The sequence below is a fragment of the Roseovarius sp. D0-M9 genome, from assembly GCF_037083805.1.
Taxonomy (GTDB): Bacteria; Pseudomonadota; Alphaproteobacteria; order Rhodobacterales; family Rhodobacteraceae; genus Roseovarius.
Genome location: NZ_JBAPKZ010000002.1, coordinates 118,592 through 140,619, shown reverse-complemented (window position 1 = coordinate 140,619; position 22,028 = coordinate 118,592). Strand labels below are relative to the sequence as shown.

Annotated in this window: 21 protein-coding genes; 11 read left to right on the top strand and 10 right to left on the bottom strand. The window is 64.5% G+C overall.

Features of this window, described 5'->3' with window-relative positions:
• Window positions 1–52: 52 nt before the first annotated feature.
• The 6 genes from V8352_RS02395 to folP all read left to right on the top strand — a co-directional run bounded on the left by V8352_RS02395 (window position 53) and on the right by folP (window position 8,724).
• The gene (locus tag V8352_RS02395) at window positions 53–904 is read left to right on the top strand and encodes a DUF1206 domain-containing protein (RefSeq protein WP_336422651.1); all 852 of its coding nucleotides are present in this window, start codon (window positions 53–55) and stop codon (window positions 902–904) included.
• A 121-nt stretch (window positions 905–1,025) separates the two neighbouring features.
• The gene (gene glyS / locus V8352_RS02390; RefSeq protein WP_336422650.1) at window positions 1,026–3,233 is read left to right on the top strand and encodes a glycine--tRNA ligase subunit beta; all 2,208 of its coding nucleotides are present in this window, start codon (window positions 1,026–1,028) and stop codon (window positions 3,231–3,233) included.
• Window positions 3,234–3,309: 76 nt separating this feature from the next.
• Complete coding sequence (locus tag V8352_RS02385) at window positions 3,310–5,907, top strand: putative PEP-binding protein (protein ID WP_336422649.1); 2,598 nt, start codon at window positions 3,310–3,312, stop codon at window positions 5,905–5,907.
• Window positions 5,908–6,057: 150 nt separating this feature from the next.
• Complete coding sequence (locus V8352_RS02380; protein ID WP_442970937.1) at window positions 6,058–6,684, top strand: cell wall hydrolase; 627 nt, start codon at window positions 6,058–6,060, stop codon at window positions 6,682–6,684.
• A gap of 95 nt (window positions 6,685–6,779) precedes the next feature.
• On the top strand, window positions 6,780–7,712 hold the full coding sequence (locus V8352_RS02375; protein ID WP_336422648.1) for a dihydroneopterin aldolase: 933 nt from the start codon (window positions 6,780–6,782) through the stop codon (window positions 7,710–7,712).
• Window positions 7,713–7,716: 4 nt separating this feature from the next.
• A complete protein-coding gene (folP, locus tag V8352_RS02370) occupies window positions 7,717–8,724 on the top strand; it encodes a dihydropteroate synthase (protein WP_336422647.1) in 1,008 nt (335 codons plus the stop codon).
• Here folP and V8352_RS02365 read toward each other — a convergent pair.
• Window positions 8,692–9,642: a DMT family transporter gene (locus V8352_RS02365; RefSeq protein ID WP_336422646.1), complete on the bottom strand. Its 951-nt coding sequence runs from the start codon at window positions 9,640–9,642 to the stop codon at window positions 8,692–8,694. The two genes, folP and V8352_RS02365, sit on opposite strands and share 33 nt — an antisense overlap.
• Before the next feature lie 181 nt (window positions 9,643–9,823).
• Here V8352_RS02365 and V8352_RS02360 point away from each other — a divergent pair, with 181 nt between their 5' ends.
• Window positions 9,824–9,994 (top strand): hypothetical protein, encoded by a 171-nt coding sequence (locus tag V8352_RS02360; RefSeq protein WP_336422645.1) that lies wholly within the window; start codon window positions 9,824–9,826, stop codon window positions 9,992–9,994.
• Between the two features lie 47 nt (window positions 9,995–10,041).
• Here the strand turns inward: V8352_RS02360 and ilvC are convergent, their stop codons facing one another.
• The gene (ilvC, locus tag V8352_RS02355) at window positions 10,042–11,064 is read right to left on the bottom strand and encodes a ketol-acid reductoisomerase (protein ID WP_336422644.1); all 1,023 of its coding nucleotides are present in this window, start codon (window positions 11,062–11,064) and stop codon (window positions 10,042–10,044) included.
• 132 nt (window positions 11,065–11,196) lie between these two features.
• Between ilvC and V8352_RS02350 the strand changes: the two genes are divergently transcribed.
• Window positions 11,197–11,652, top strand: a complete 456-nt coding sequence (locus V8352_RS02350) for an Lrp/AsnC family transcriptional regulator (RefSeq protein ID WP_336422643.1) — start codon at window positions 11,197–11,199, stop codon at window positions 11,650–11,652.
• Window positions 11,649–12,104 (top strand): Lrp/AsnC family transcriptional regulator, encoded by a 456-nt coding sequence (locus V8352_RS02345; protein WP_336422642.1) that lies wholly within the window; start codon window positions 11,649–11,651, stop codon window positions 12,102–12,104. Before V8352_RS02350 ends, V8352_RS02345 begins: the two co-directional genes overlap by 4 nt.
• On the opposite strand, the gene V8352_RS02340 is transcribed toward V8352_RS02345, so the two are convergent.
• Window positions 12,101–13,306: a UbiH/UbiF family hydroxylase gene (locus V8352_RS02340; RefSeq protein ID WP_442970936.1), complete on the bottom strand. Its 1,206-nt coding sequence runs from the start codon at window positions 13,304–13,306 to the stop codon at window positions 12,101–12,103. The genes V8352_RS02345 and V8352_RS02340 overlap by 4 nt on opposite strands.
• Window positions 13,307–13,406: 100 nt before the next feature.
• Entirely contained in the window at window positions 13,407–14,051 is a 645-nt protein-coding gene (locus tag V8352_RS02335; protein WP_336422641.1) for a pyrimidine 5'-nucleotidase, read from the bottom strand.
• Between the two features lie 81 nt (window positions 14,052–14,132).
• Between V8352_RS02335 and V8352_RS02330 the strand changes: the two genes are divergently transcribed.
• The gene (locus V8352_RS02330; RefSeq protein WP_336422640.1) at window positions 14,133–14,804 is read left to right on the top strand and encodes a GntR family transcriptional regulator; all 672 of its coding nucleotides are present in this window, start codon (window positions 14,133–14,135) and stop codon (window positions 14,802–14,804) included.
• On the opposite strand, the gene V8352_RS02325 is transcribed toward V8352_RS02330, so the two are convergent.
• The 3 genes from V8352_RS02325 to carA form a co-directional block, all read right to left on the bottom strand.
• Complete coding sequence (locus V8352_RS02325; RefSeq protein ID WP_336422639.1) at window positions 14,801–15,916, bottom strand: glycosyltransferase family 2 protein; 1,116 nt, start codon at window positions 15,914–15,916, stop codon at window positions 14,801–14,803. The genes V8352_RS02330 and V8352_RS02325 overlap by 4 nt on opposite strands.
• Window positions 15,877–16,713 (bottom strand): hypothetical protein, encoded by an 837-nt coding sequence (locus V8352_RS02320; protein WP_336422638.1) that lies wholly within the window; start codon window positions 16,711–16,713, stop codon window positions 15,877–15,879. Before V8352_RS02320 ends, V8352_RS02325 begins: the two co-directional genes overlap by 40 nt.
• 81 nt (window positions 16,714–16,794) lie before the next feature.
• Window positions 16,795–17,958 (bottom strand): glutamine-hydrolyzing carbamoyl-phosphate synthase small subunit, encoded by a 1,164-nt coding sequence (gene carA, locus V8352_RS02315; RefSeq protein WP_336422637.1) that lies wholly within the window; start codon window positions 17,956–17,958, stop codon window positions 16,795–16,797.
• Between the two features lie 230 nt (window positions 17,959–18,188).
• Between carA and V8352_RS02310 the strand changes: the two genes are divergently transcribed.
• Window positions 18,189–18,656, top strand: a complete 468-nt coding sequence (locus V8352_RS02310; protein WP_336422636.1) for a GatB/YqeY domain-containing protein — start codon at window positions 18,189–18,191, stop codon at window positions 18,654–18,656.
• Window positions 18,657–18,745: 89 nt separating this feature from the next.
• Here V8352_RS02310 and V8352_RS02305 read toward each other — a convergent pair whose 3' ends face one another.
• The 3 genes from V8352_RS02305 to V8352_RS02295 form a co-directional block, all read right to left on the bottom strand.
• Complete coding sequence (locus tag V8352_RS02305) at window positions 18,746–19,246, bottom strand: DUF2244 domain-containing protein (RefSeq protein WP_336422635.1); 501 nt, start codon at window positions 19,244–19,246, stop codon at window positions 18,746–18,748.
• Between the two features lie 130 nt (window positions 19,247–19,376).
• Window positions 19,377–19,823, bottom strand: a complete 447-nt coding sequence (locus V8352_RS02300) for a GNAT family N-acetyltransferase (RefSeq protein WP_336422634.1) — start codon at window positions 19,821–19,823, stop codon at window positions 19,377–19,379.
• A gap of 63 nt (window positions 19,824–19,886) precedes the next feature.
• Window positions 19,887–21,854 carry a protein meaA gene (locus tag V8352_RS02295; protein ID WP_336422633.1) on the bottom strand — a complete coding sequence of 656 codons (1,968 nt, stop codon included), beginning with the start codon at window positions 21,852–21,854 and terminating at the stop codon, window positions 19,887–19,889.
• Between the last annotated feature and the right edge of the window lie 174 nt (window positions 21,855–22,028).

Genomic DNA, 22,028 nt, shown 5'->3' with positions numbered 1-22,028 from the left:
AACGAAACTCACTGCAAAACGCTTTCTTCCTCAGAGCAAAGGGAGAAAGCGGATGGCAGACAAAGCACCCGGATGGGTCGTGCCGGTGATGCGCGCGGGATATGGCGCACGCGCGCTGGTTTATCTGGTGGTGGGCGGCCTGGCCCTCTCGGCGGTGTTTTGGGGCGGCGCGGCGCAAGGCACCCAGAACGCGCTTGCCGATCTCAAGCAGGTCGCGTTCGGTGATCTTCTGCTCTGGGTCATCGGCCTTGGTTTGGTCGCCTACATGGTCTGGCGGCTAATCGACGCGTTCATGGATCTTGAGGATTACGGCAGCGATGCCAAGGGCATATTCGCGCGGCTTGCGCAGGCCGTGACCGGCCTCATTCACGGGTTTCTTGGTCTGTCGGTCATTGGCCTTGGCATGGGCCAAAGCGGTGGCGGCGGTGGCGGCGCAGAAAACTGGACTGCCAAGCTGATGGCGCTGCCCTATGGCCCAACTTTGGTTGCCGTGCTTGGCGGGGTCATCATCGCTGCTGGGATTTACTACGTTCAGAAGGGCGTGCGCGGAAAATACAAGGAAGACATCCGCGTCACCGCCACCACCCAGCGATTGGACCCCTTGATGAAGGCTGGGCTGATCGCCCAGGGCGTCATCGTCGCAATCGTCGGGGCCTTCTTGCTTTATGCGGGCATCGTCTCGGATCCGGGCGAAGCGGGCGGCGTCGGTCAGGCGCTGGGCTATGTGCGCTCGCTCAGCTACGGTGCTGTGCTCTTTGCGGTGCTCGCGGTCGGACTTTTGTGCTTTGCCGTCGAAAACGCGGTCGAGGCGGTTTATCGCATCGTGCCACGTCATGCGGGCAGCGATGTGCGCACCCTCGCCACCATGGCCAAGCAGAAGGCCAAGGCGCACGCCCCCTCCTGACGCCATCTTGATGCAGTAACGCGCAAAGACAACGCCCGCTATTCGCTGGACCTTGCCCCGGCGCGAGGGTATCCCCCTCACCGAATTGCCGCCCATCCGGCGGCGCGACGACGGTGAGACCATGCCTGATCTCTTGATCGAACTTTTCTCCGAGGAAATTCCTGCGCGGATGCAGACCCGCGCCGCCGAAGACCTCAAGGCGCGCGTGACGGACGGTCTTGTCGAGGCCGGGCTGACCTACGCCGGGGCCGCTGCCTTTTCGACGCCGCGCCGCCTTGCGCTGACGCTGAGCGGTCTGACCGCATCGTCGCCTGCGCAGCGCGAAGAGCGCAAGGGCCCCCGCACCGACGCGCCCGAAAAGGCGATCGAGGGCTTCCTGCGCGGTGCCGGTGTGGCCCGCGAAGACCTCGAAGTCCGCGACGAGAAGAAGGGCCAGGTCTATTACGCCACCATCATCCGTCCGGGCCGCGATGCCGATGTGATCGTCGCCGAGGTGCTGGAAGCCGTAATTCGGGGCTTCCCCTGGCCTAAATCCATGCGCTGGGGCAGTGGCACCCTGCGCTGGGTGCGCCCGCTCCATTCGATCCTCTGCATCCTCACCGATGATGCAGGCGAGGCGCATGTGGTCGATCTGGACGTCGACGGCATCACCGCCGGCAACACGACCGAGGGTCACCGCTTCATGGCGCCGGGGCGTTTTGCGGTCAGCAGTTTCGACGATTACGCGGCCAAGCTGAAAAAACGCCATGTCGTGCTGGACGCGGCCGAGCGCGCCGATGCGATCTGGCAGGACGCCACCAATCAGGCCTTTGCCGCCGGTCTGGAAGTGGTCAAGGACCGGGGCCTTCTGGCTGAGGTGGCCGGGCTGGTCGAATGGCCCGTCGTCCTGATGGGCACGATTGACGAGGCGTTTCTGGGCTTGCCGCCCGAGGTGCTGCAAACCTCGATGAAGGAACATCAGAAGTTCTTTTCCGTGCGCAACGCGAAAACGGGCCGGATCGAGCGGTTTGTGACTGTCGCCAACCGCGAGACGACGGACGATGGCGCGACCATCCTTGCGGGCAACCAAAAGGTGCTCTTTGCCCGCCTGTCGGACGCCAAGTTCTTTTGGGAGAATGACCTGCGTCTGGTGCAGGAGCGCGGGCTGGAAGGCATGGCGGCCGGACTTGCCAATGTCACCTTCCACAACAAGCTGGGATCACAGGCGGACCGGATCGAACGCATCGCGGCGCTGGCACGTGAAATCGCCCCCATGGTCGGCGCCAAGCCCGATCTGGCCGCCGAGGCCGCGCGCGTGGCCAAGGCCGATCTGCAATCGGAAATGGTGGGCGAATTCCCAGAGTTGCAGGGCCTGATGGGCCGCTATTACGCCGAGGCCGCAGGCCACAATGACGGCGTGCCCGAGGCCTGCGAAGAGCATTACAAACCGCTGGGGCCGGGCGATGCCGTGCCCTCGGCGCCGGTATCGGTCGCCGTGGCACTGGCCGACAAGATCGACACGCTGACGGGCTTCTGGGCGATTGACGAGAAGCCGACGGGGTCGAAAGACCCCTATGCGCTGCGGCGTGCGGCGCTTGGGGTTATTCGGTTGTTGGTTGAGAATGGTAGTTCCATGCAAGTGACTAAACTAACAAAAATATGGTTGGAAAATCATGATGAAGCTTGCCAAAAAGCAAAGATGGCAAGCCAAGAAGCACAAAAGCGTCTCGACGAGACGATGCCTGATAGCCCGATGGAAACACACGAGCGGATTGCAATCGCAACGTTTCAACAGGATATCGCAAGAAGATATGGCGAACTCGGCGATGACCTCCTCGCCTTCTTCCACGACCGCCTCAAGGTCTACCTGCGCGATCAGGGCGTGCGTCATGACGTGATCGACGCCTGCATCGCGATGGAGGGCAATGACGATCTCGCCCTTCTGGTCAAGCGCGCCACGGCGCTCAGCGACTTCCTCAAGACCGAGGACGGGGGCAACCTGCTGCAAGGCTTCAAGCGGGCCAACAACATCCTCAGCCAAGCCGAGGATAACGACGGCGTTGAATACTCCTTTGGCGCGGATGTGAAATTTTCCGAAACGGATGAGGAGCGCGCGCTCTTCAACGCGCTCAAGGATGCCGCGCCGCGGATCGACACCGCCCTCAAGTCCGAGGATTTCGCCGCGGTCATGAGCGCGCTTGCGAACCTGCGCGCGCCGATTGATGCCTTCTTCGAGGCGGTGCAGGTCAATGCGGAAAATCAGGTGGTGCGCCGCAATCGGCTGAATATGCTGGGCCAGATCCGCAAGATCGGTCTATCGGCGGCGGATCTGACCCGGATCGAAGGGTAGACTCCCCTCCGTTTCGCCCGGCTGGCGCAGGCTCGGACAGGCGCCAGTTTTCCTTGCCTTGTGCGGCATCACGCCTATGCTCCTCCGACACAGCAAGGATGCCGCAGTGCAGCAAACGAACCCAGATATCACGTGCGTCACGCCCGATGCCCCCATCGCCGCACAAACGCATGGCGGTCGCGCGAAATGCCTGCAACGGCTGGCGCGGTTGAACCTGCCCGTGCCCCCGACCGTGGCGCTATCGTTCAAGGCTGTTCACGCGATTGCGGTGGGCGACTTGCCCGACATGCGCGCGCTGTTGTCGCAGCTCGATCCCGAGGCGCTGCTCTGTGTGCGCCCCTCGTCGGAGGATGGCGATTGGGGCGGGCCGCGTGCGGTGCTGAACATCGGCATGTCGGACGCGATGTGCGCTCACCTGGCCGGGCGGATCGGCTCCGAGGCGGCCACGCGCCTATACCTGCGCTTTGTCGAAAGCTACGCGATCCATGTCGCGCGGCTGGACCCGGACATGCTGGACGATATGCCGAGCGATCCCGATGAGGCGCTGGCCTTTGCCTTGCGCGTCTATGAGGACGAGGTCGAAGAGGCGTTCCCCCAGGATCCCGCCAAGCAACTGGCCGAGGTGCTGCGCTCCATGGCGCGGGCATGGGACGGCACCACCGCCCGCCTCTTGCGTCAGGCCAAGGGCGCGCCTGCGGATGCGGGGCTGGGCCTTGTGGTGCAGGAAATGGCCATCGGCCTTGGCCGCGGCGAAAGCGGCAGCGGCGTGATGCAACTGGTCAACAGCAAGTCGGGCGCGCGCCAGATCACGGGCCGCTACCTCAGCCAGAGCCAGGGGCGCGATGCGCTGTCCGGTGGCAAGGAGGCGCTCTATCTGGAGCGTGACCCGCGCGGGCCCTCGCTGGAAGAGCTGGCGCCAGAGGCTTTTGCAGAGCTGAAATCGCACCTGTCGCTGATGCGCGAAAAGCTGTGCGAGGAAATGCAGGCCGAGTTCACCATCGAAAACGGCAAGCTGCACCTTCTGGACGGGATGCGCGTCGCGCGCAACGCCCGCGCGGCGGTCAGCATCGCGGTGGCGCTGGCCGAGGATGGCATCATCGCCCGCGAAGAGGCGCTGATGCGGATCGAGCCGCGCGCACTGAACGAGTTGCTGCACCGCCAGGTTGATCCCGAGGCCAAACGCGACGTGCTGGCGCGCGGTGTCGCCGCCAGCCCCGGCGCGGCCACGGGCAAGATCGTCTTTAACGCCGAAGCGTCGCAGGCCGCCGCCGCGCGCGGCGAGGCCACCGTGCTGGTCCGGCGCGAGACGACGTCAGAGGATATTCGCGGCATGCACGCCGCCGTTGCCATCCTGACCGAGCGGGGCGGCATGACCAGCCATGCCGCCGTGATCGGGCGTGGCATCGGCTTGCCTTGCGTCGTTGGGGCCTCCTCGATCCGCTTTCAAACTGTCAATCGCAAGCTGACGGCTCCCGATGGCCGGGTGCTGAAGGAAGGCGACGAGATCACCATCGACGGGACCAATGGCGAGGTTCTCTTTGGTCGGGCGCCGCTGCTGGACGCGGGCCATGACGACAGCTTTCGGGTGCTGATGGAATGGGCCGACGATGTGCGCGACATCGCCGTGCGGGCCAATGCCGACACGCCCATGGACGCCAAGATGGCGCATAACTTCAACGCGCAGGGCATCGGTTTGTGCCGGACCGAGCATATGTTCTTTGAGGAGGCGCGCCTGCGCGTCATGCGCGAGATGATCTTTGCCGGCAGCAGCGCCGACCGCGCCGCCGCGCTCGAGCGTCTTTTGCCGATGCAGCGTGGCGATTTCGCGGATCTGTTCCGCATCATGCAGGGCCAGCCGGTCTGTATCCGCCTGTTTGATCCGCCGCTGCACGAATTCCTGCCCAGTGACCGCGCCGGTCACCGCGAGTTGGCCGAGGCACTGGACCTGCCCCTCAGCAAGGTGACGCGCCGGGTCGAGGCGCTGGCCGAGTATAACCCCATGCTGGGCATGCGCGGTGTGCGCCTTGGCATCACGGTGCCGGAAATCTACGAGATGCAGGTGCGCGCCATTTTCGAGGCGACCATTCAGGTCGCGCGCGAAGGGGTCGAGATCGTGCCCGAGATCATGATCCCGCTGGTCTCGGCCAGCCGCGAGGTCGAGCTGGTCAAGGGCCGCATCGACGCCATCGCCGCAGCCGTGCGCAACGAGACGGGCCAGAATTTCGATTATCGCCTCGGGGTCATGGTGGAGACGCCGCGCGCGGCGCTGCGCGCGGGCGACATTGCGCCGCAGGTGTCGTTCCTTAGTTTCGGGACGAACGACCTGACGCAGATGACCTACGGGCTCAGCCGCGACGATGCCGGGCGCTTCATGTCCGAATATGTGCAACTCGGTGTCTATCCCGAGGATCCCTTTCACACGCTGGACCTCGATGGTGTGGCCGAACTGCTCAGCATCGGGGCCGAGCGGGCGCGCGCGGCCAATCCCGATCTGATCCTGTCGATCTGCGGCGAGCATGGCGGAAATCCCGAATCGATCGGCTTCTGCCGGGCGGCGGGTTTCGATTATGTGTCCTGTTCGCCCTTTCGTGTCCCGGTGGCGCGGCTGGCCGCCGCACAGCTTGCGGTCCGGGACAAGATCGGCGGAATTTTACATCAAGCTACTGAAATTTAATAATTTTTATCTCCTGGCGCATTTCTGAGTGGAGTCTGAAAACGGCGCAATCTTGCCTAAAATCGTCGCGGGCTGGACGGCTGGAACTTATAATTATATGGCTCCGCGATCTTGGGGGGCATCGCCCGTCGCTGCTAGCAGGTCTCTTTTATGTCGCGCAGTCTATGTTACTTATTCGCCGCTGCACTCGTCGGCTTGGCGCCCGCTGTTCCCGCCGTGGCCGATACGGCCATGCACAAGCTTCTGGGCCAAGAGCGCCGTGGCCTCTCGGCGATGCCGCAATCACGTGTCGCAAGCTATCTGAAAAAGCCGGCCGCCACTGCCGGATACACCCGTGCGTGGCTGGACGCGCAACAGCCTGCCGAGGGCGATGACGAGTGGCGCTGCCTGTCCGAGGCGCTCTACTTCGAGGCACGTGGCGAGACGGTCAAGGGCCAGTTCGCTGTTGCCGAAGTGATCCTGAACCGCGTCGATAGCCCGCGCTATCCCAACTCGATCTGCGGCGTCATCAATCAGGGCACCGGCGCGAAATACGCGTGCCAGTTCACCTACACCTGCGATGGCCACCCCGAAGTCATCGCCGAGCCACGCGCGTTCGAGCGTGTGGGCAAGGTTGCCAACATCATGGCGAGTGGCGCCGAGCGGCCCCTGACCAAGGGTGCGACGCATTATCATACCCATGCGGTCAATCCCCGCTGGGCGCGTACATTCCCGCGCACCGCCGAAATCGGCTATCACTACTTCTATAAGCAGCCGACGCGCCTGTCGCAGAACTGAGGCCCCGCGCGGCTTTGCCGATTTGTGTGCGCCCCGCCGCCGTGTTAAGGCGCGGCTGCGGGGCAATTTCCCCGCGAGGCGATCAGGAATGCGGCATGAGCAACGACACCACCTTGGCCTTCGGGCACCCCGATGCCCGCGCCGAGGCGACCGCGCCTGACGGCCCGCTCGACCGGATTTCGGTGCGCGACCATATCGTCGAGGTCGAGATCGGCGCGTTCCAGTCCGAGCGCGGGATTACCCAGCGCATCTGCTTCAACGTCGTGGTCGAGGTCCGCCCAGTGGACGACGATCTGGACGACGATGTCGACCGCATCCTCAGCTATGATCGCGTGACGCAGGCCATCGCCGCCGAACTGGCCGAAGAGCGCCTGAACCTTCTGGAGACGCTGGCCGAGAACGTGGCCGAGCGCATTCTGGCCGAACCTCAGGCCGTCCGCACCTTCGTGCGCATCGAAAAACTGGATCGCGGCCCCGGCGCACTGGGGGTCGAGATCGTGCGCTCGGTCAGCGATCTGGCGCAAAAGCCTGCCAGCGCCCATTCCGTCGCCGTCCCGCGTCCGCATGTCGTCTACCTCAGCAATGATGCCGTCGCCTCGCCAAACTTGAACCGGTGGCTGGACCAGCTGGAACAGCGGGCCGAGCCGGTGATCCTCTGCGTGGGGCGCGCGGGCGCGATGCCGCCTCAGACAGGGCATAAGATGACCCAGCGCCGTGTCGACCTGCTGGCGATCGAGCAGAACGCATGGGTGCTGGCGGGCCGCGATGACCGCTGCGTCGTGGTGGACACAAGGACCGAGCTGGACTGGGCGATGCGCAACGCCCGCATCAGCGTCTGGGCACCGTCCAAGATCGTGCTCGATGCGGTGGATGGCCCCACCGTGGGGCCGGACAAGCCCGTTGCCCTGGCCGCATGGTTTGCCGGGCATATGGACGCGTCTGATCTTTTGCTGATCGGCGAGGCGCCGCCCGATGACGGCGCGCGTGTGCCCGTGCTGGTGCAGGACATTGCCGAATCGGGGCTGTAACCCCATGCGCAGCTACTATCGCCCCATTGCCCAGCTCGATCCATGCCGCCCGCCGCATGCGCGGCCCCTTGCCGGGGGCTGGGCATGGTTTGACCGGGCCGAGCGCCTTACGCGCGGCGGGGCCGAAATGGTCAGCGCAGAGGACATCCCGCGCGACGTGTTGGAGCGGTTGACCGCGCCGCGCGCGCCCATCGCGGGCCTGACGTGGGATGCGCCAAGGCTGATGGGCATCCTCAACGTGACGCCCGACAGTTTCTCCGACGGCGGGCAGTTTCACGCGCCCGAAGCCGCCTTGGCCCAGGCCAAAGCGATGGCCGAGGCCGGTGCAGATCTCATCGACGTTGGCGGCGAATCGACCCGCCCCGGTGCGCTGCCCGTTGCGGTGAGCGACGAGATCGCGCGCACCGCGCCGGTGATCGCGGCCATTCGGCAGGTGCTGGGCACGCCCATCTCGATCGACACGCGCAAGGCCGATGTGGCGCAGGCGGCGATCGAGGCGGGTGGCACGCTGGTCAACGATGTGTCTGGTTTTACTTTTGACGCCGCCCTTGCGCCTTATTGTGCGGGCGCAAGGCTGCCGGTCTGCGTGATGCATGCCCAAGGCGACCCCCAGACGATGCAGGATGCGCCCAGCTATGACGACGTGACGCTGGACGTTTACGATTTTCTGGCGGGGCGCATCGACGCGCTGGTGGCCCAAGGCATCCCGCGCGCGGCGATCATCGTCGATCCCGGCATCGGCTTTGGAAAGACGCAGGCGCATAACCTGACCCTCCTTAGCCGCCTCAGCGTCTTTCACGGGCTTGGTTGTCCGATTCTTCTGGGCGCGTCCCGCAAGAAATTCATCGGCACCATCAGCGGCGCGCCGGAGGCGTCCGACCGTATGCCCGGCTCGGTCGCCGTGGCGCTGGCGGGCATTGCGCAGGGCGTGCAGATCATCCGCGCGCATGACGTGCGCGCCACGCGCGCCGCGATGCAGCTATGGCGCGCGGCGACCACCGGCGCCGCGTGAGGCGCGCCCGGCAAAGAGCCGGCGCAGCGCCCCCAACTGGCTGAGCGCGAGACCTGACAGGATCAAAAGCAGTGCCCAGTAGATGTTGGACGGCAGCGCCTCACCAAGGAATATGATCCCAAGGGCCACCGACCAGATCGGCACCTGATAGTTGACGAGGCTCATGAAAACCGGACCGGCGCTGCGGATGATGCGCACCAAGAGGATCTGCGCCACCGCGGTGGGCAGCACCCCGAGGTAGAGCAGCGCCAGCGCGCTCGAGCCGGAAATCTGCGCCGGGATCTCTTCGACCGCGAGCGCGTAGGGCACGAATAGCGCCGCCGCCACCGTCAGCGCCGCCGCCGAGAGGGACATCATGTCCACCTCTGGGCAGAGGCGCGTGATGATCGACCCGATGGCATAGCAGCAGGCGGCACTGACGCAGGCGATACGCGCGGCCAGCTCGAACTCGGCCCCGGTCGCGGCGAAGGCGGCTGGCCCGATGAGCACAATGACACCTGCCGTGCCGATGACAAAGCCGATGAGGCGGCGCAAATTCATCTGCTCGCCCGGCACCAGCAGATGCGCGAGCGGCAGGGTCAAAAGGGGCACGACGGACATGCACACCCCGGCAAAGCCCGAGGCGACATATTGCTGCCCCCAACTGAGCAGGAAAAACGGCGCGGCGTTTGAGAAAAGCCCCATCCCGAACACGCAAAGCCAGATCGCGCCCGCACGCGGCCCGCGCAGCGGCGGCAGGCCGACGCCGCGCAGATGCGCGAGGATCAACAGCAGCACGGCCCCCAACCCCAGCCGCGCCGCGACAAGCAGGCGGGGTGGCACTCCCTCGAGCGCGATGGTGATGAACATGAAGGACGCACCCCAGATCACCCCGAGGGCGGTCAGGCGCAGCCAGTTGACCGGCGTGATCGTGGACATGGCACGCGCTCCGAGATTGTGACGAGGTAGGGCGCAACCCGAAGCAGCGCCCCTGAAACCGGCTTAAAATATCGCCTGGTCCGGCGCCTGGCGGCGGATGGCACGGGGCGTCATGTCGCAGGCCGGGAACGGCGGGAATGTCATCGACGTTGGCTTGGCAATGATGGAAAGGAGTCTAATCATGGAAATGCCATTACTTCTCATCCTTGCCGGCGTCACACTCGTTCTGGCGATCGGTGTGGCGCTCTGGAGCAAACGTGCAACCGACAAGCGGATGCGAGATCATGACCAGCCGAAATCCACGCTGGCTGCGGATGCCGAAAGCAAGGGCAAACCTGCCGACGTGGAGTGATGTCACGCCCGGCCACAGGGACTACTACGGCCGGGCGATAACGTGGTTTAGTTCTTGTCTTGGTCGACAAGCTTGCCAGCCGAAATCCACGGCATCATGCCGCGCAGTTTCTTGCCGACTTCTTCGATCTGATGCTCGTCGTTCATGCGGCGCGTGCCCTTGAAGAACGGCTGGCCAACTGAATTTTCCTGCATGAAATCACGCACGAACTTGCCCGACTGGATGTCGTGCAGGATCGCCTTCATCTCTTTCTTGGTCTGCTCGTAGGGCAGGACGCGCGGGCCGCTGACATACTCGCCATACTCGGCCGTGTTCGAGATCGAGTAGTTCATGTTGGCGATGCCGCCTTCATAGATCAGATCGACGATCAGCTTCACCTCATGCAGGCACTCGAAATAGGCCATCTCGGGGGCATAGCCCGCCTCGACCAGCGTCTCGAAGCCCATGCGGATCAGCTCGACAAGGCCGCCGCAGAGCACGGCCTGCTCGCCAAAAAGGTCTGTCTCGCACTCTTCGCGGAAATTCGTCTCGATGATGCCCGAACGCCCGCCACCGATGGCCGAGCAATAGCTGAGGCCCAGCTCCAGCGCCTTGCCGGATGCATCCGTGTCGACAGCCACGAGGCAGGGAACGCCGCCGCCTTTGGCATATTCGCCGCGCACGGTGTGGCCGGGGCCCTTGGGCGCCATCATGATGACGTCGATGCCCTCCTTGGGCTCGATCAGGCCGAAATGCACGTTGAGGCCGTGGGCGAATGCGATGGCCGCGCCCTCGCGGATGTTGTCGTGAACGTATTTCTTGTAGGTCTCTGCCTGAAGCTCATCGGGCATGGTGAACATGATGAGGTCGGCCCAAGCGGCCGCTTCGGCGATGCCCATGACCTTGAGGCCCTCGGCCTCGGCCTTCTTGGCCGATTTGGAGCCTTCGCGCAGCGCGACAACGAGGTTCTTGGCGCCGGAATCGCGCAGGTTCAGCGCGTGCGCGTGACCTTGGCTGCCATAGCCGAGGATGGCCACTTTCTTGTCCTTGATGAGGTTGATGTCGCAATCGCGGTCATAATAAACGCGCATGATATGATCCCTTTCGGTTGAGTGATTGGTGCTGAAATTACAGGCATATGCCCGAGAGGAAATGCAAAAGCGCGTTGCAGCTGTGGTTATTTTGAGTATTTATAACCAAGATGAAGTATGGGCGGGATTTTCATGCTGGATGACACAGACAGGCGCATCCTGCGTCATTACCAGCACGCGCCGATGCTGGCGCAGGCGGATCTGGCAGATCTGGCGGGTGTTACCGCCAATACCTGCGCGCGGCGGTTGGAGCGGATGGAAGCGCAAGGGGTGATCCTGGGCAACCGCGCCGTGATCGACTGGCGCGCGCTGGGCTATGAGGTCGAGGTGTCCTTGCGCGCGCAGCTGGACAAGACGCAGCCGCGCGCCTTTGACGAGTTCACGGCGGCGGCGCGCGAGGTGCCGGAGGTGATCGAGATCCAGACATTTCTGGGCCGTGTCGATCTGCGGCTGTATGTGATTGCGCGCGATATGGCGCATTACCAGCACATCTACCGCAGTGCGATCCTGCCGTTGCCGCATATCACCGATATCGAGGCGCTGATGCATATGGCGCGGATCAAATCGGACGAGGCTCTGCCGCTATGATCCAGCTGGATGAGATGGACCGGCGCATCTTGCGCGAATTGGTCGTGGACGCGGCGCAAAGCGCCTCCGCGCTGGGCCGCAAGCTGGGCCTGTCGCAGCCCGCGACATGGCGGCGTGTGCGGCGCCTTTACGAGACGGGTGTGATCAAGGGGCAGCGGCTGGATCTGGACCGCGAGAAGCTGGGCTTTGGCGTGAGCGTTTTTCTGGGGGTCAAGCTGGCGACCAAGGGGCGCGTCAGCCTTGATGATTTCGAGCGGGCGGTCAGTGCCATCCCCGAAGTGCAGAGCGTCGAGCATATCCTGGGCGTCTATGACTACCGGCTGCGCGTCGTGGCGCGGGACATCGGCGATTTTGAGCGCGTGCTGCGGCGGCGCATCATGACGCTGCCGGGGGTGGGGGATGTGGAGGCCAACGTGCTTTTGAGCGAGGAACGCAGGCCCGGCCCGATCTAGCCGCGCTTGCGCGCCGTTCCCATGCCAAGGCGCATCAGGCCGCGCCGCACCGGGGCCAGCGCATGAAGCGCGTTCAGGCCCATTGCGCGTGCATCGCGCAAAGGCTGCGCATCCATCATCGAGGCACGGTTCAGCAAATCTATGCCGCGCATGCGCAGCGCCACTTCGGTATGGCGCGCGCGGTGATAGGCGTTCAGCATGGCAGCATCGCCCAGCGCCTCGGGCGATTTTTCGGCCAGCGCGAGCAACGCGCGCAAATCGGCGAGCGAGGTGTTCAGGCCCTGTGCGCCGATGGGCGGCATGACATGTGCGGCCTCGGCGATCAGCGCCACGCGCTGGGCGCTGTAGCGGTCTGCGATCTGGCTGATGATCGGCCAGACGCCGCGCTGCGACGCCAGCTTGAGCGGGCCAAGGACATGACAGCTGCGCGCGCTGGCCTCTGCGTTGAAGGCATCCTCGTTCAGCTCGGCAAGGCGCTGCACTTCGGCTCCACGCTCCATCCAGACGATGGCGGAGGAGGGCAATCCCTCGTGATCCGGCAGCGGGACCAGCGTGAAGGGGCCCCCGCTGCGGTGAATTTCGGTCGAGACATTGCCATGAGGGATCGGATGCGTGACGGCAAAGGCCAATGCCTTTTGGCCATAGCGCGTGGTTTGCACGTCAATACCGGCCGCGCGGCGAATGGGCGAGGCGCGGCCATCGGCGGCGATCACCAGCCTTGCGGTGACGTGGCTGCCGTCCGTTAGGTGCACGCGCGCTTCGGCGGTGCGTGTCAGCAGGCCATCGGTGCCGACGCCGGGGCGAAACGTAATGTTTCCGGCGGCCTCCACATGGGCCAGCAGCTCGCGCCGCAGCAGCCAGTTGGGCAGGTTCCAGCCAAAGGGGCCATCTGAAATCTCGTCGGCATCGAAGTCGCGGGTCAGGCGCGCCTCGGGTGCTGCGCCGCCCGCGTCGATGATGCGCATCGTCTGGAGCGGCATGGCATGAGGGGCAAGGCGATCCCAGAGGCCAGCCTGCGCGAGCAGACGCTGCGCCGGTTGGAGAAAGGCGGTGCTGCGCAGATCGGCACCCTTGGCCTCCCGCTCGGTCACGGGGGCGGCGGGATCGACGCAGAGCACGCTGAACCCGGCGGCACCAAAGGCGCAGGCCGCCGTCAGCCCGGCAATTCCGCCGCCCGAAATCAGGATCTCGACCTTGTCCATGATGGTGCCCCTTTTTCGCGGACGTGCGTTTCTGAACTCTTGCGCCCAATATAGGGATCCGTGGGGTCCGGGGCCAGTTGGCACAAGGCCGCAGGCTTTCTTAGATCAGGCGCGCCAGAAATCCGCTGAGATCGTCGGTATGGTGGTGGATGTGATCGGCCTCATGAGGATCGGGCGCGACCAGAACAGTGCGCAGGCCCATGGCGTGCGGCTGGGCAAGGTTGCGCGGATCATCCTCGAACATGGCAGCCGTCCGGGCCGTCAGCCCGTCGGCGGCAAAGATGGCCTCGAAGGCAGCGCGCGCAGGCTTGGGTGTATAACCTGCATGCTCGACGCCATAAACGGCATCGAAAATACCGCCGAGGCCGCGCGCGCTGGCGACCCGCTCTGCATAGGGTGCGCTGCCGTTGGTAAAGATGATCTTGCGCCCCGGCAGCGCCGTGATGCGCGCGCGCAAGTCCGGATCGGGGGAAAGGATGCTCATGTCGATGTCATGCACGTCGATCATGTATTGCTCGGGGTCCATGCCATGCAGGTTCATAAGGCCCGCCAGCGTAGTGCCGTGATCGCTCCAGTATTGCACCCGCAGACGATCCGCCTCGGCATGGTCCACGCCGAGCGTATCCATCACGAACTGCGTCATCCGCACCTCGATCTGATCGAAGAGGCGCAGGTGCGGCGAATAAAGCGTGTTGTCCAGATCGAACACCCAGGTGTCGACATGGCTGAAATCCTGTTTCGGCATGCCGGGCAAACTAGACGCATGGCGCGTGCTGTCAATCTATGCAGGCTTGATCAGCGTGCATTGCGCGCCTACCGTCGCATCATGACAGGACCAAACAAATCCGCGCCCGCGAAGACGCCGCCTACAGATGCTTATTCGCTGATCCTGGAGGCGATCGACATGGGCGATTTTCGCCCCGGCGACCGCTTGGTCGAGAGCGACCTGGCAGAACGGTTCGGCGTGTCGCGCACTCCGATCCGCGAGGCGTTGCAGCGGCTTGAGACGCAGTCATTGCTGACGCGCGACGGGCGCAGCCTGATCGTCGCCTCGCTGGATCACAACCAGCGCGCCGAACTGTACGTCGTGCGCGCCGAGTTGGAGGGGCTGGCCGCCAGCCTCGCCGCGCGCCATGCCACCCCCGAAGAGGTGGCGGTGCTGCGCGGCATGGTCGAGCAGGATCGCGCCCTGATCGGCGACCCGGCGCGCATGGCGCGCGCCAATCGCCGCTTTCACAAGCAGATCCACTTGGCCTCGCACAACCGCTTTCTTGTGCAGCAGCTGGGTCTCGTCCACCGCTCGATGGCGTTGATGGCGACGACATCGCTGGCCGCCGAGGGCCGCGGCGAGGTGGCAATCGCCGAGCATGACGCCATCGTCACTGCCATCGAGGCGGGCGATGCGGGCACTGCGCATGATGCGCTCAAGGCGCATATTTCCAAGGCTTTCGTCACCCGGCTCAGGCTGGAAGCGGGCGAGGTGAAATCGACGCTCTAGGGCGCCTTGACCTCGGTCTGGACCTCGTCGACCGAATGGCCATGGCTCGTCTTGTCCCAATAGAACGGCGCGACGATCATTTCATAGAGCGCCTTGATCGCGGCGATGGTGCCAAGTGGCGTATAAAGATGCATGGTCGGTGCCCAAGGCAAAAGGTGACGATGCCCCTTTCCCGACACGCCCAGCATGTAGAACCCGATATTCAGGATCTCGACGGCGAGGAACAGCCTGCCGAAAAGCAAAAGCCCCTCGCGCGGCAGCACCGGGTCCAGCGGGTGCGGCAGGCCAAACAGGACCAGCCAGAAGGACCACAGGAACGGCGCCAGCAGGAATTGCGACAGCGCGGCCAGAAAATGCGCCTGAAATCCCCAGAATCGCCAAGCGCCCAGCTGGCGATGCAGCAGCAGGGGGCGCCGCATATGCACCAGATAGGTCGTCATATACCCCTTGAGCCAGCGCGAACGCTGCTTGACCCACGGCCAGGGGCGGCAATTGGCTTCTTCGCCGGTGACGGTGCCGATAACCTCGCTGCGGAAGCCATGCCGCACCAGCCGAAAGCCCAGATCGGCGTCCTCGGTCACGTTATGCGCGTCCCATCCGCCCAATTCCTCCAGCACGTCGCGCCGAAAATAGAGCGTCGTGCCCCCCAGCGGAATCGCGAGGCCCAAGCGCGCCATGCCGGGCAGCATCACGCGAAACCAGGTCGCGTATTCGATGGTAAAGCACCGCGCGAGCCAGTTCTGGCGGAGGTTGTAGTAATCCAGAATGCCCTGAAGGCACACCACATCGGGCGGCGCCACGGCAAAACGGCGTGCGATCTGGGTGATCTGATCGGGGGCTGGGGCGTCCTCGGCATCGAAGATCCCGACGATGTCGCCTTCGCAGAAATCGAGCGCATAGTTCATCGCGCGCGGCTTGGTGCGGGGCTGGCCGTCGGGGACGATCACGGCGCGCATCCATGGTGGCAGGTTGATGGCCGAAACCGTCTGGCGCGTTGTGTCATCCGTCTCTTCCAGCACGAGGATGACGTCCAGCAGGCATTTGGGGTAGGTCAGCCGACTGAGCCGCTTGATCAGCACTTGCGCGATCCGCGTCTCGCGATAAAGCGGCACGAGGATTGACACCTTGGGCAGTTTGACCCCCTCGGGGAGGGGGGCTGCACCGGCTCGGGGCGGCCCGAAATGGCGCTTGCGCAGACGGCGGCGGTCTTGAGCAGTGCCGAGACGACAAGGGTCAGCGCCGCCCATCCGGCAAAGAGGCCAAAGGTGATGGTTGGATAGAACACAGCGGCGAGCACACAGGCGCTGATGACCGCGAGGGCGAGGATCCCGCGCCGGACGGGAGATGCGCGCCAGGTTCGGCAACTCTCGCTGGCGGCGGGGCGCGCCTCGGCGGCAGCTGTCAGCGCGGTGCGCGCGGCGGTCGCCATGGCGCCCTGAATGGCGCGGCGCGGTGCGATCAGGGAGGGGTGGCCGCAAAGCGCGCCGGGCAGATTGCCGAGTGTCTGGCTTGCCTCGGGCCGGTCAACGGCAAGGCGCAGAATGCCGTCCGTGCCGCGCAGCGGAACAAGGCCGCGCCGGATCAGCTCGCGCGCGTCGATGCCGGGGAGCGTCTCGGCGCCGCTCTCCAGTTCGGCGTCGGTTGCTTGCCTCAGCCCGGCGCGCGTAGCTTGCGCGCGGAGTGCGTCATCCTCGTCCAGCAGCCCCTCGGCCTGCAGAACGCGGTCGATGGGCGCATCGCATTGGCTCTGCACGATCTGCGCCAGTTCCGCGTCCGAGCCCGAGATCATGCCAGTCTGCACCAGATGCTGGCCCAGCGCACAAAGGGGCGCGATCTGGCCTGCGCCCTCGCGCAGACTGGCAGACGTCCAAGACTGCGTGTCCAGCAGTCGCAGCTTTGATAAAGCCATTTTATTCCCTTCGCCCGCACCCTAGCGAAGAGTTTCGTTCATCTCGGTTAATGAAAGGTAAACGGTTTTCGGAAAAAACCCTTAGGAAACAGGGCTTCGGGCAGCCATCGAGGCTGCAAACCGCTCAAAAAGGTAAAAGCTGTCCTGCGGACCGGGGCTGGCCTCGGGGTGGTGCTGCACCGAAAAGACAGGCCGATTCGCAAGCGCGATGCCACAGTTTGATCCATCGAAGAGCGACACGTGGGTCTCGTCGACGCCCTCGGGCAGGCTCTGTCCATCGACGGCAAAACCATGGTTCATCGACGTGATTTCGACCTTGCCGGTGGTGTAATCCTTGACCGGATGGTTGGCGCCGTGGTGACCATGGCTCATCTTGACGGTGCGTCCGCCCAGCGCCAGCGCGAGCATCTGGTGGCCAAGGCAGATGCCGAACATCGGCAGATCGGCCGCCAGCAACTCCTTGATGACCGGCACGGCATAGGCGCCCGTCGCGGCCGGATCACCCGGCCCGTTCGTCAGGAATACGCCGTCAGGATTATGCGCCAGCACCTCTTCGCTGGTTGCGGTCGCCGGCAGAACCATCACGTCGCAGCCCGCGCTGGCGAGGCAACGCAGGATGTTGCGCTTGGCGCCGTAATCAATCGCGACCACCTTGTGCGGCGCATTCTCCTGCACCGGATAGCCATCGGGCCAGGCCCAGCGCATCTCGTTCCAACGGTAGGATTGCGTGCAGGTGACCTCCTTGGCCAGATCCAGCCCCTCGAGACCGGCAAAACCGCGCGCCTTTTCGACCAGCGCGCCGATGTCGAAATTGCCCTCGGGATCATGCGACAGCGCCACATGCGGCGCGCCCTGCTGGCGGATCGCGCGCGTCAGGCGCCGCGTGTCGACGCCGCCCATCGCAATGCGCCCGCGTTGCTCCAGCCAATGCTGTAGCGTCTGCGTGCTGCGCCAGCTGCTGGGCGCGGTTGGATCCCATTTGACGACCATCCCGGCGGCGACAGGGTCGGCGGTTTCGTCGTCCTCGGCATTGGTGCCGGTGTTGCCGATATGCGGGAAGGTGAAGGTGACGACCTGCCCGGCATAGCTGGGGTCGGTCATGATCTCTTGGTAGCCCGTCATCGCAGTGTTGAAGCACAGCTCGGCCACCACCTCGCCCGTTGCACCAAAGCCGTGGCCGAAGAACACCGTGCCATCGGCCAGCGCAAGGCAGGCAGTGGGGCGAGGCTGGGGCGCATCTGGCATGGCGTCTCTCCGGAATGTGGGGTGAGGGCAGGTTAGGAAGCCGGGCAAAATCTGCGCGAAACTAAGGGTGCGGGCCCATGGGGTCAAGGCCAGATGCCCCGCAAATGACGCTGCGGCAGCGCGCATGCGGCATTGGCGCAGGTTGCTTCGCCGCGCTTGATTGGATAGATGTGCGGTCTTGTGAACCCGCGCCGGAGCTTCGGCGTTCACCGCTGCCAAAGGACCTCGACATGGAAAACACCCTGCGCGACCGCGTCAACGCCGCCCTCAAACAGGCCATGCGGGACAAGGACGCATCCCGCCTCGCGACGCTGCGCCTTATCAACGCGGCGATCAAGGATCAGGAAATCGCGGCCCGCGGCACCGGCCGCGAGGCTCAGCTTAGCGACGACGACGTGCTGACGATCCTCGGCAAGATGACCAAGCAGCGACAGGAATCCGTCCGCGCCTACGAGGAGGGTGGCCGCATCGACCTGGCTGAACGCGAAGAGCAGGAAGCTGCCATCATTTCCGAGTTTCTGCCGCGCCAGCTGTCCGAGGCCGAAGTGGATGCCGCGATCGAGGCCGCCATAGCCGAAACCGGCGCGAATTCGATCCGCGACATGGGCAAGATCATGGGCGTGCTCAAGGCGAAATACACCGGCCAGATGGACTTTGGCGCGGTCGGCCCCCGCATCAAGGACCGCATGACGCAATAGGCGCATAGCGCCCGGCCAGCGGTGCCGGGCCGGTCTTTCATTGTTCCAGAAATACTCGAAATGCCCGGCCTGCGGCAGGCGCGGCGGTCCTAGCTCTTGGCCCGCGCGAGGTTCAGCGCGCCGGTCAACTCTCCGAAGAGCGCCTTGCGCTCGTCCTCGGACAGGAATGCGCCCACTTCCACCTCGCGGCCCGCGCCGCGCAGGGTGATGTAATAGGCCACCGGCCCGCCCGAGGGATAGATCTGCGCCTTGGCCCAGTAGGCGTTGCAATCCCATTTCTGCACGTCGCCGCGCGGGTTGGTGCGGGTCAGCAGGATTTCTTGCGCGTCGATGATCAACGCCTCATGCATGCGCCCCGCCGCATAGCTGCGCTCCAGCGCCCACCACATCAGCGCGACAGCCCCTGCAAGAAAGGGGAGCAGCCCCCAAAGCACGACCGTTCCGACCAGCGCGAACAGCGGGATCGAGAACATGATGCAGGTCACCAGCATGAACAAGGCAAAGCCCTTTCGTGGCAGGGACCGATGCGGCCACATGTCCAGACGGCGCGTGTCTGTACCAATCGCGGGTGGGGACCATTCGTAGGGCATGAGGCGCAAGGTAAGCTTGTCGAGCGTTTTGAACAGTGGGCAATCTGCGATTTTTTGCCGCTCCGGTCCAAGCCCTCCTGAATCCTCCTCTCGCTACTTTGCCTTGCCCGCCAGCCAACGGCACGGCCAATCAGCGCGAATACTTGATGAAGGGCGTCAGCACCCCGATCCGGTCATAAAGCCGCCGCGCGGTCGTGTTGAAATCCTGCGTCATCCAATAGACAGACGGGCGCCCATTGGCATCGGCCGCCGAATAAACCGCCTCGATCAGCTTGCGGCCCACGCCGGTGCCTCGGGCAGATGGATCGGCGTAGAGGTCCTGAAGATAGCAGACCTCCTCGATCTTCCAGTTGTGCGGATGGTAAATGTAATGAACGAGACCTACGGGGTGATCGCCCTTGAGGGCCAGCAGGCCATTCTGCTTTGGATGATCGGGCGACAGCAGGCGCTGGAACGTTGTCTTATAGACCTCGTCCGGGACCGAGGTCTCGTAATATTGCAGATATCCGGTCCAGAGGTGCCGCCACTCGGCCTCGTCCGAAGCTTTGAGCGGGCGGATGGTGATATCGTCGGACATGGGCGCCTCGTTGTTTCATGCTGTAGCGCCACCCTAGCGAATGGCTCCCCAGCCGCCAGCCCCTTATTCGGCGGCCACCGCGCCCGGATCGACCAGCGCCACGATATCGCGCATGATCGTGTTCAGCTCGAAATCCTTTGGGGTATAGACCCGCGCGACACCCATGGCGCGCAGGCGGGCTGCGTCCTCTTCGGGGATAATGCCGCCCACGATGACGGGAATGTCGCCAAGCCCTGCGGCGCGCATCCGCTCCATCATGTCCTCGACCAGCGGGATGTGACTGCCCGACAGGATCGACAGGCCGACGACATGCGCGCCATCCTCCAGCGCGGTGCGCACCAGTTCCTCAGGTGTCAGGCGGATGCCGCGATAGTCGATGTCCATGCCGCAATCGCGCGCGCGGAATGCGATCTGCTCGGCCCCGTTCGAGTGCCCGTCAAGGCCCGGCTTGCCCACGAGGAACTTCAGGCGGCGGCCCAGTTTGGTCGAGGCGGTGGCGACGGCCTCGCGGATATCGTCCAGCCCTTCGGTCATGTTCGACGGGCTGGCGCTGACCCCGGTTGGGCCGCGATATTCCCCGTGAATGGCGCGCATCTCTTCGGCCCATTCGCCGGTGGTCACGCCGGCGCGGGCGGCGGCGATAGAGGCGGGCATGATGTTGCGCCCCTCTCTGGCGGCGCTGCGCAGCTCGGCCAGAGCTGCATCGACGGCGGCGGCATCGCGTGCGGCGCGCCAGTCGTTGAGCCGCCCGATCTGCTCGGCCTCGACGGCGGCATCGACCGTCATGATGCCGCCATCGGCATCCATCAGGGGCGACGGCTCGCCGTGTTGCCATTTGTTGACGCCGACCACGGTGGTCTCGTTCCGCTCGATCCGGCCCAGGCGGGCCGCGTTGCTGCCGACCAGCTGCGCCTTCATGTAGTCGATCGCGCCAATCGCGCCGCCCATCCCGTCAAGGCTGGCCAGCTCGCGCCGCGCGCCATCCTTCAGCGCCTCGACCTTGGCGTCCACCGCGGGGTTGCCGTCAAAGAGGTCGTCGAATTCCAACAGATCCGTCTCGTATGCCAGGATCTGCTGCATGCGCATCGACCATTGCTGGTCCCACGGGCGCGGCAGGCCCAATGCCTCGTTCCAGGCGGGCAGTTGCACGGCGCGGGCGCGGGCCCTCTTGCTGAGCGTCACGGCCAGCATTTCGATCAGGATGCGGTAGACGTTGTTCTCGGGCTGCTGCTCGGTCAGGCCGAGGCTGTTGACCTGCACCCCATAGCGAAAGCGGCGGAACTTGGGGTCTTCGACGCCATAGCGCTCGGCCAGGATTTCATCCCAGAGATCGACGAAGGCGCGCATCTTGCACATCTCGGTGACAAATCGGATGCCTGCGTTGACGAAGAAACTGATGCGCCCGGCCAGCACCGGGAAATCCGCCTCGGGCACGCGGGGGCGCAATTCGTCCAGCACGGCGATGGCGGTGGCAAGGGCAAAGGACAGCTCCTGCTCGGGCGTCGCGCCGGCCTCTTGCAGGTGGTAGGAACACACGTTCATCGGGTTCCATTTGGGGATATGCTTGTAGCAGTATTCGGCCACGTCCCCGATCATCCGCAGCGATGGCTTGGGCGGGCAGATATATGTGCCGCGCGACAGATATTCCTTGATCAGGTCGTTCTGCACCGTGCCTTGCAGCGTACTGGGGTCCACGCCTTGCTCTTCGGCCACGGCGATGTAGAGGGCCAGCAGCCAGGGCGCGGTGGCGTTGATCGTCATCGAGGTGTTCATCTGCTCCAGCGGGATATCCGCGAAGAGCTGCCGCATGTCGCCAAGATGGCAGACGGGCACGCCCACCTTTCCGACCTCACCGCGGCTGAGGACATGATCGCTGTCATAGCCTGTCTGCGTCGGCAGATCGAAAGCCACCGACAGGCCCGTCTGCCCCTTGGCCAGGTTCGCACGGTAGAGCGCATTGGACGCCGAGGCAGTCGAATGGCCCGCATAGGTGCGGATAAGCCATGGGCGGTCTTTGGTTGGGCTGGACATGATCAAACCTCGCGAGCAGGTAACAATATTGCGTCTTGGCCTCACTATGGGAAATATTGCGCCGTTGTCAATTCGCTGCGTTGCAGCGACAGCGCCATTGTGGGCACCTGGGGCAACAGGCGGCAATTCTTGGTCAAAATGTGCAAGAACTGGCAAGGCTGACCAAGCGACCGA

What these genes read in the sequence shown, in the direction of transcription:
- V8352_RS02395 (WP_336422651.1), top strand. Translation starts at nt 53, where the DNA reads ATGGCAGACAAAGCACCCGGATGGGTCGTGCCGGTGATGCGCGCGGGA.
- glyS (WP_336422650.1), top strand. Translation starts at nt 1,026, where the DNA reads ATGCCTGATCTCTTGATCGAACTTTTCTCCGAGGAAATTCCTGCGCGG.
- V8352_RS02385 (WP_336422649.1), top strand. Translation starts at nt 3,310, where the DNA reads ATGCTCCTCCGACACAGCAAGGATGCCGCAGTGCAGCAAACGAACCCA.
- V8352_RS02380 (WP_442970937.1), top strand. Translation starts at nt 6,058, where the DNA reads ATGTCGCGCAGTCTATGTTACTTATTCGCCGCTGCACTCGTCGGCTTG.
- V8352_RS02375 (WP_336422648.1), top strand. Translation starts at nt 6,780, where the DNA reads ATGAGCAACGACACCACCTTGGCCTTCGGGCACCCCGATGCCCGCGCC.
- folP (WP_336422647.1), top strand. Translation starts at nt 7,717, where the DNA reads ATGCGCAGCTACTATCGCCCCATTGCCCAGCTCGATCCATGCCGCCCG.
- V8352_RS02365 (WP_336422646.1), bottom strand. Translation starts at nt 9,642, where the DNA reads ATGTCCACGATCACGCCGGTCAACTGGCTGCGCCTGACCGCCCTCGGG.
- V8352_RS02360 (WP_336422645.1), top strand. Translation starts at nt 9,824, where the DNA reads ATGGAAATGCCATTACTTCTCATCCTTGCCGGCGTCACACTCGTTCTG.
- ilvC (WP_336422644.1), bottom strand. Translation starts at nt 11,064, where the DNA reads ATGCGCGTTTATTATGACCGCGATTGCGACATCAACCTCATCAAGGAC.
- V8352_RS02350 (WP_336422643.1), top strand. Translation starts at nt 11,197, where the DNA reads ATGCTGGATGACACAGACAGGCGCATCCTGCGTCATTACCAGCACGCG.
- V8352_RS02345 (WP_336422642.1), top strand. Translation starts at nt 11,649, where the DNA reads ATGATCCAGCTGGATGAGATGGACCGGCGCATCTTGCGCGAATTGGTC.
- V8352_RS02340 (WP_442970936.1), bottom strand. Translation starts at nt 13,306, where the DNA reads ATGGACAAGGTCGAGATCCTGATTTCGGGCGGCGGAATTGCCGGGCTG.
- V8352_RS02335 (WP_336422641.1), bottom strand. Translation starts at nt 14,051, where the DNA reads ATGCCGAAACAGGATTTCAGCCATGTCGACACCTGGGTGTTCGATCTG.
- V8352_RS02330 (WP_336422640.1), top strand. Translation starts at nt 14,133, where the DNA reads ATGACAGGACCAAACAAATCCGCGCCCGCGAAGACGCCGCCTACAGAT.
- V8352_RS02320 (WP_336422638.1), bottom strand. Translation starts at nt 16,713, where the DNA reads ATGGCTTTATCAAAGCTGCGACTGCTGGACACGCAGTCTTGGACGTCT.
- carA (WP_336422637.1), bottom strand. Translation starts at nt 17,958, where the DNA reads ATGCCAGATGCGCCCCAGCCTCGCCCCACTGCCTGCCTTGCGCTGGCC.
- V8352_RS02310 (WP_336422636.1), top strand. Translation starts at nt 18,189, where the DNA reads ATGGAAAACACCCTGCGCGACCGCGTCAACGCCGCCCTCAAACAGGCC.
- V8352_RS02305 (WP_336422635.1), bottom strand. Translation starts at nt 19,246, where the DNA reads ATGCCCTACGAATGGTCCCCACCCGCGATTGGTACAGACACGCGCCGT.
- V8352_RS02300 (WP_336422634.1), bottom strand. Translation starts at nt 19,823, where the DNA reads ATGTCCGACGATATCACCATCCGCCCGCTCAAAGCTTCGGACGAGGCC.
- V8352_RS02295 (WP_336422633.1), bottom strand. Translation starts at nt 21,854, where the DNA reads ATGTCCAGCCCAACCAAAGACCGCCCATGGCTTATCCGCACCTATGCG.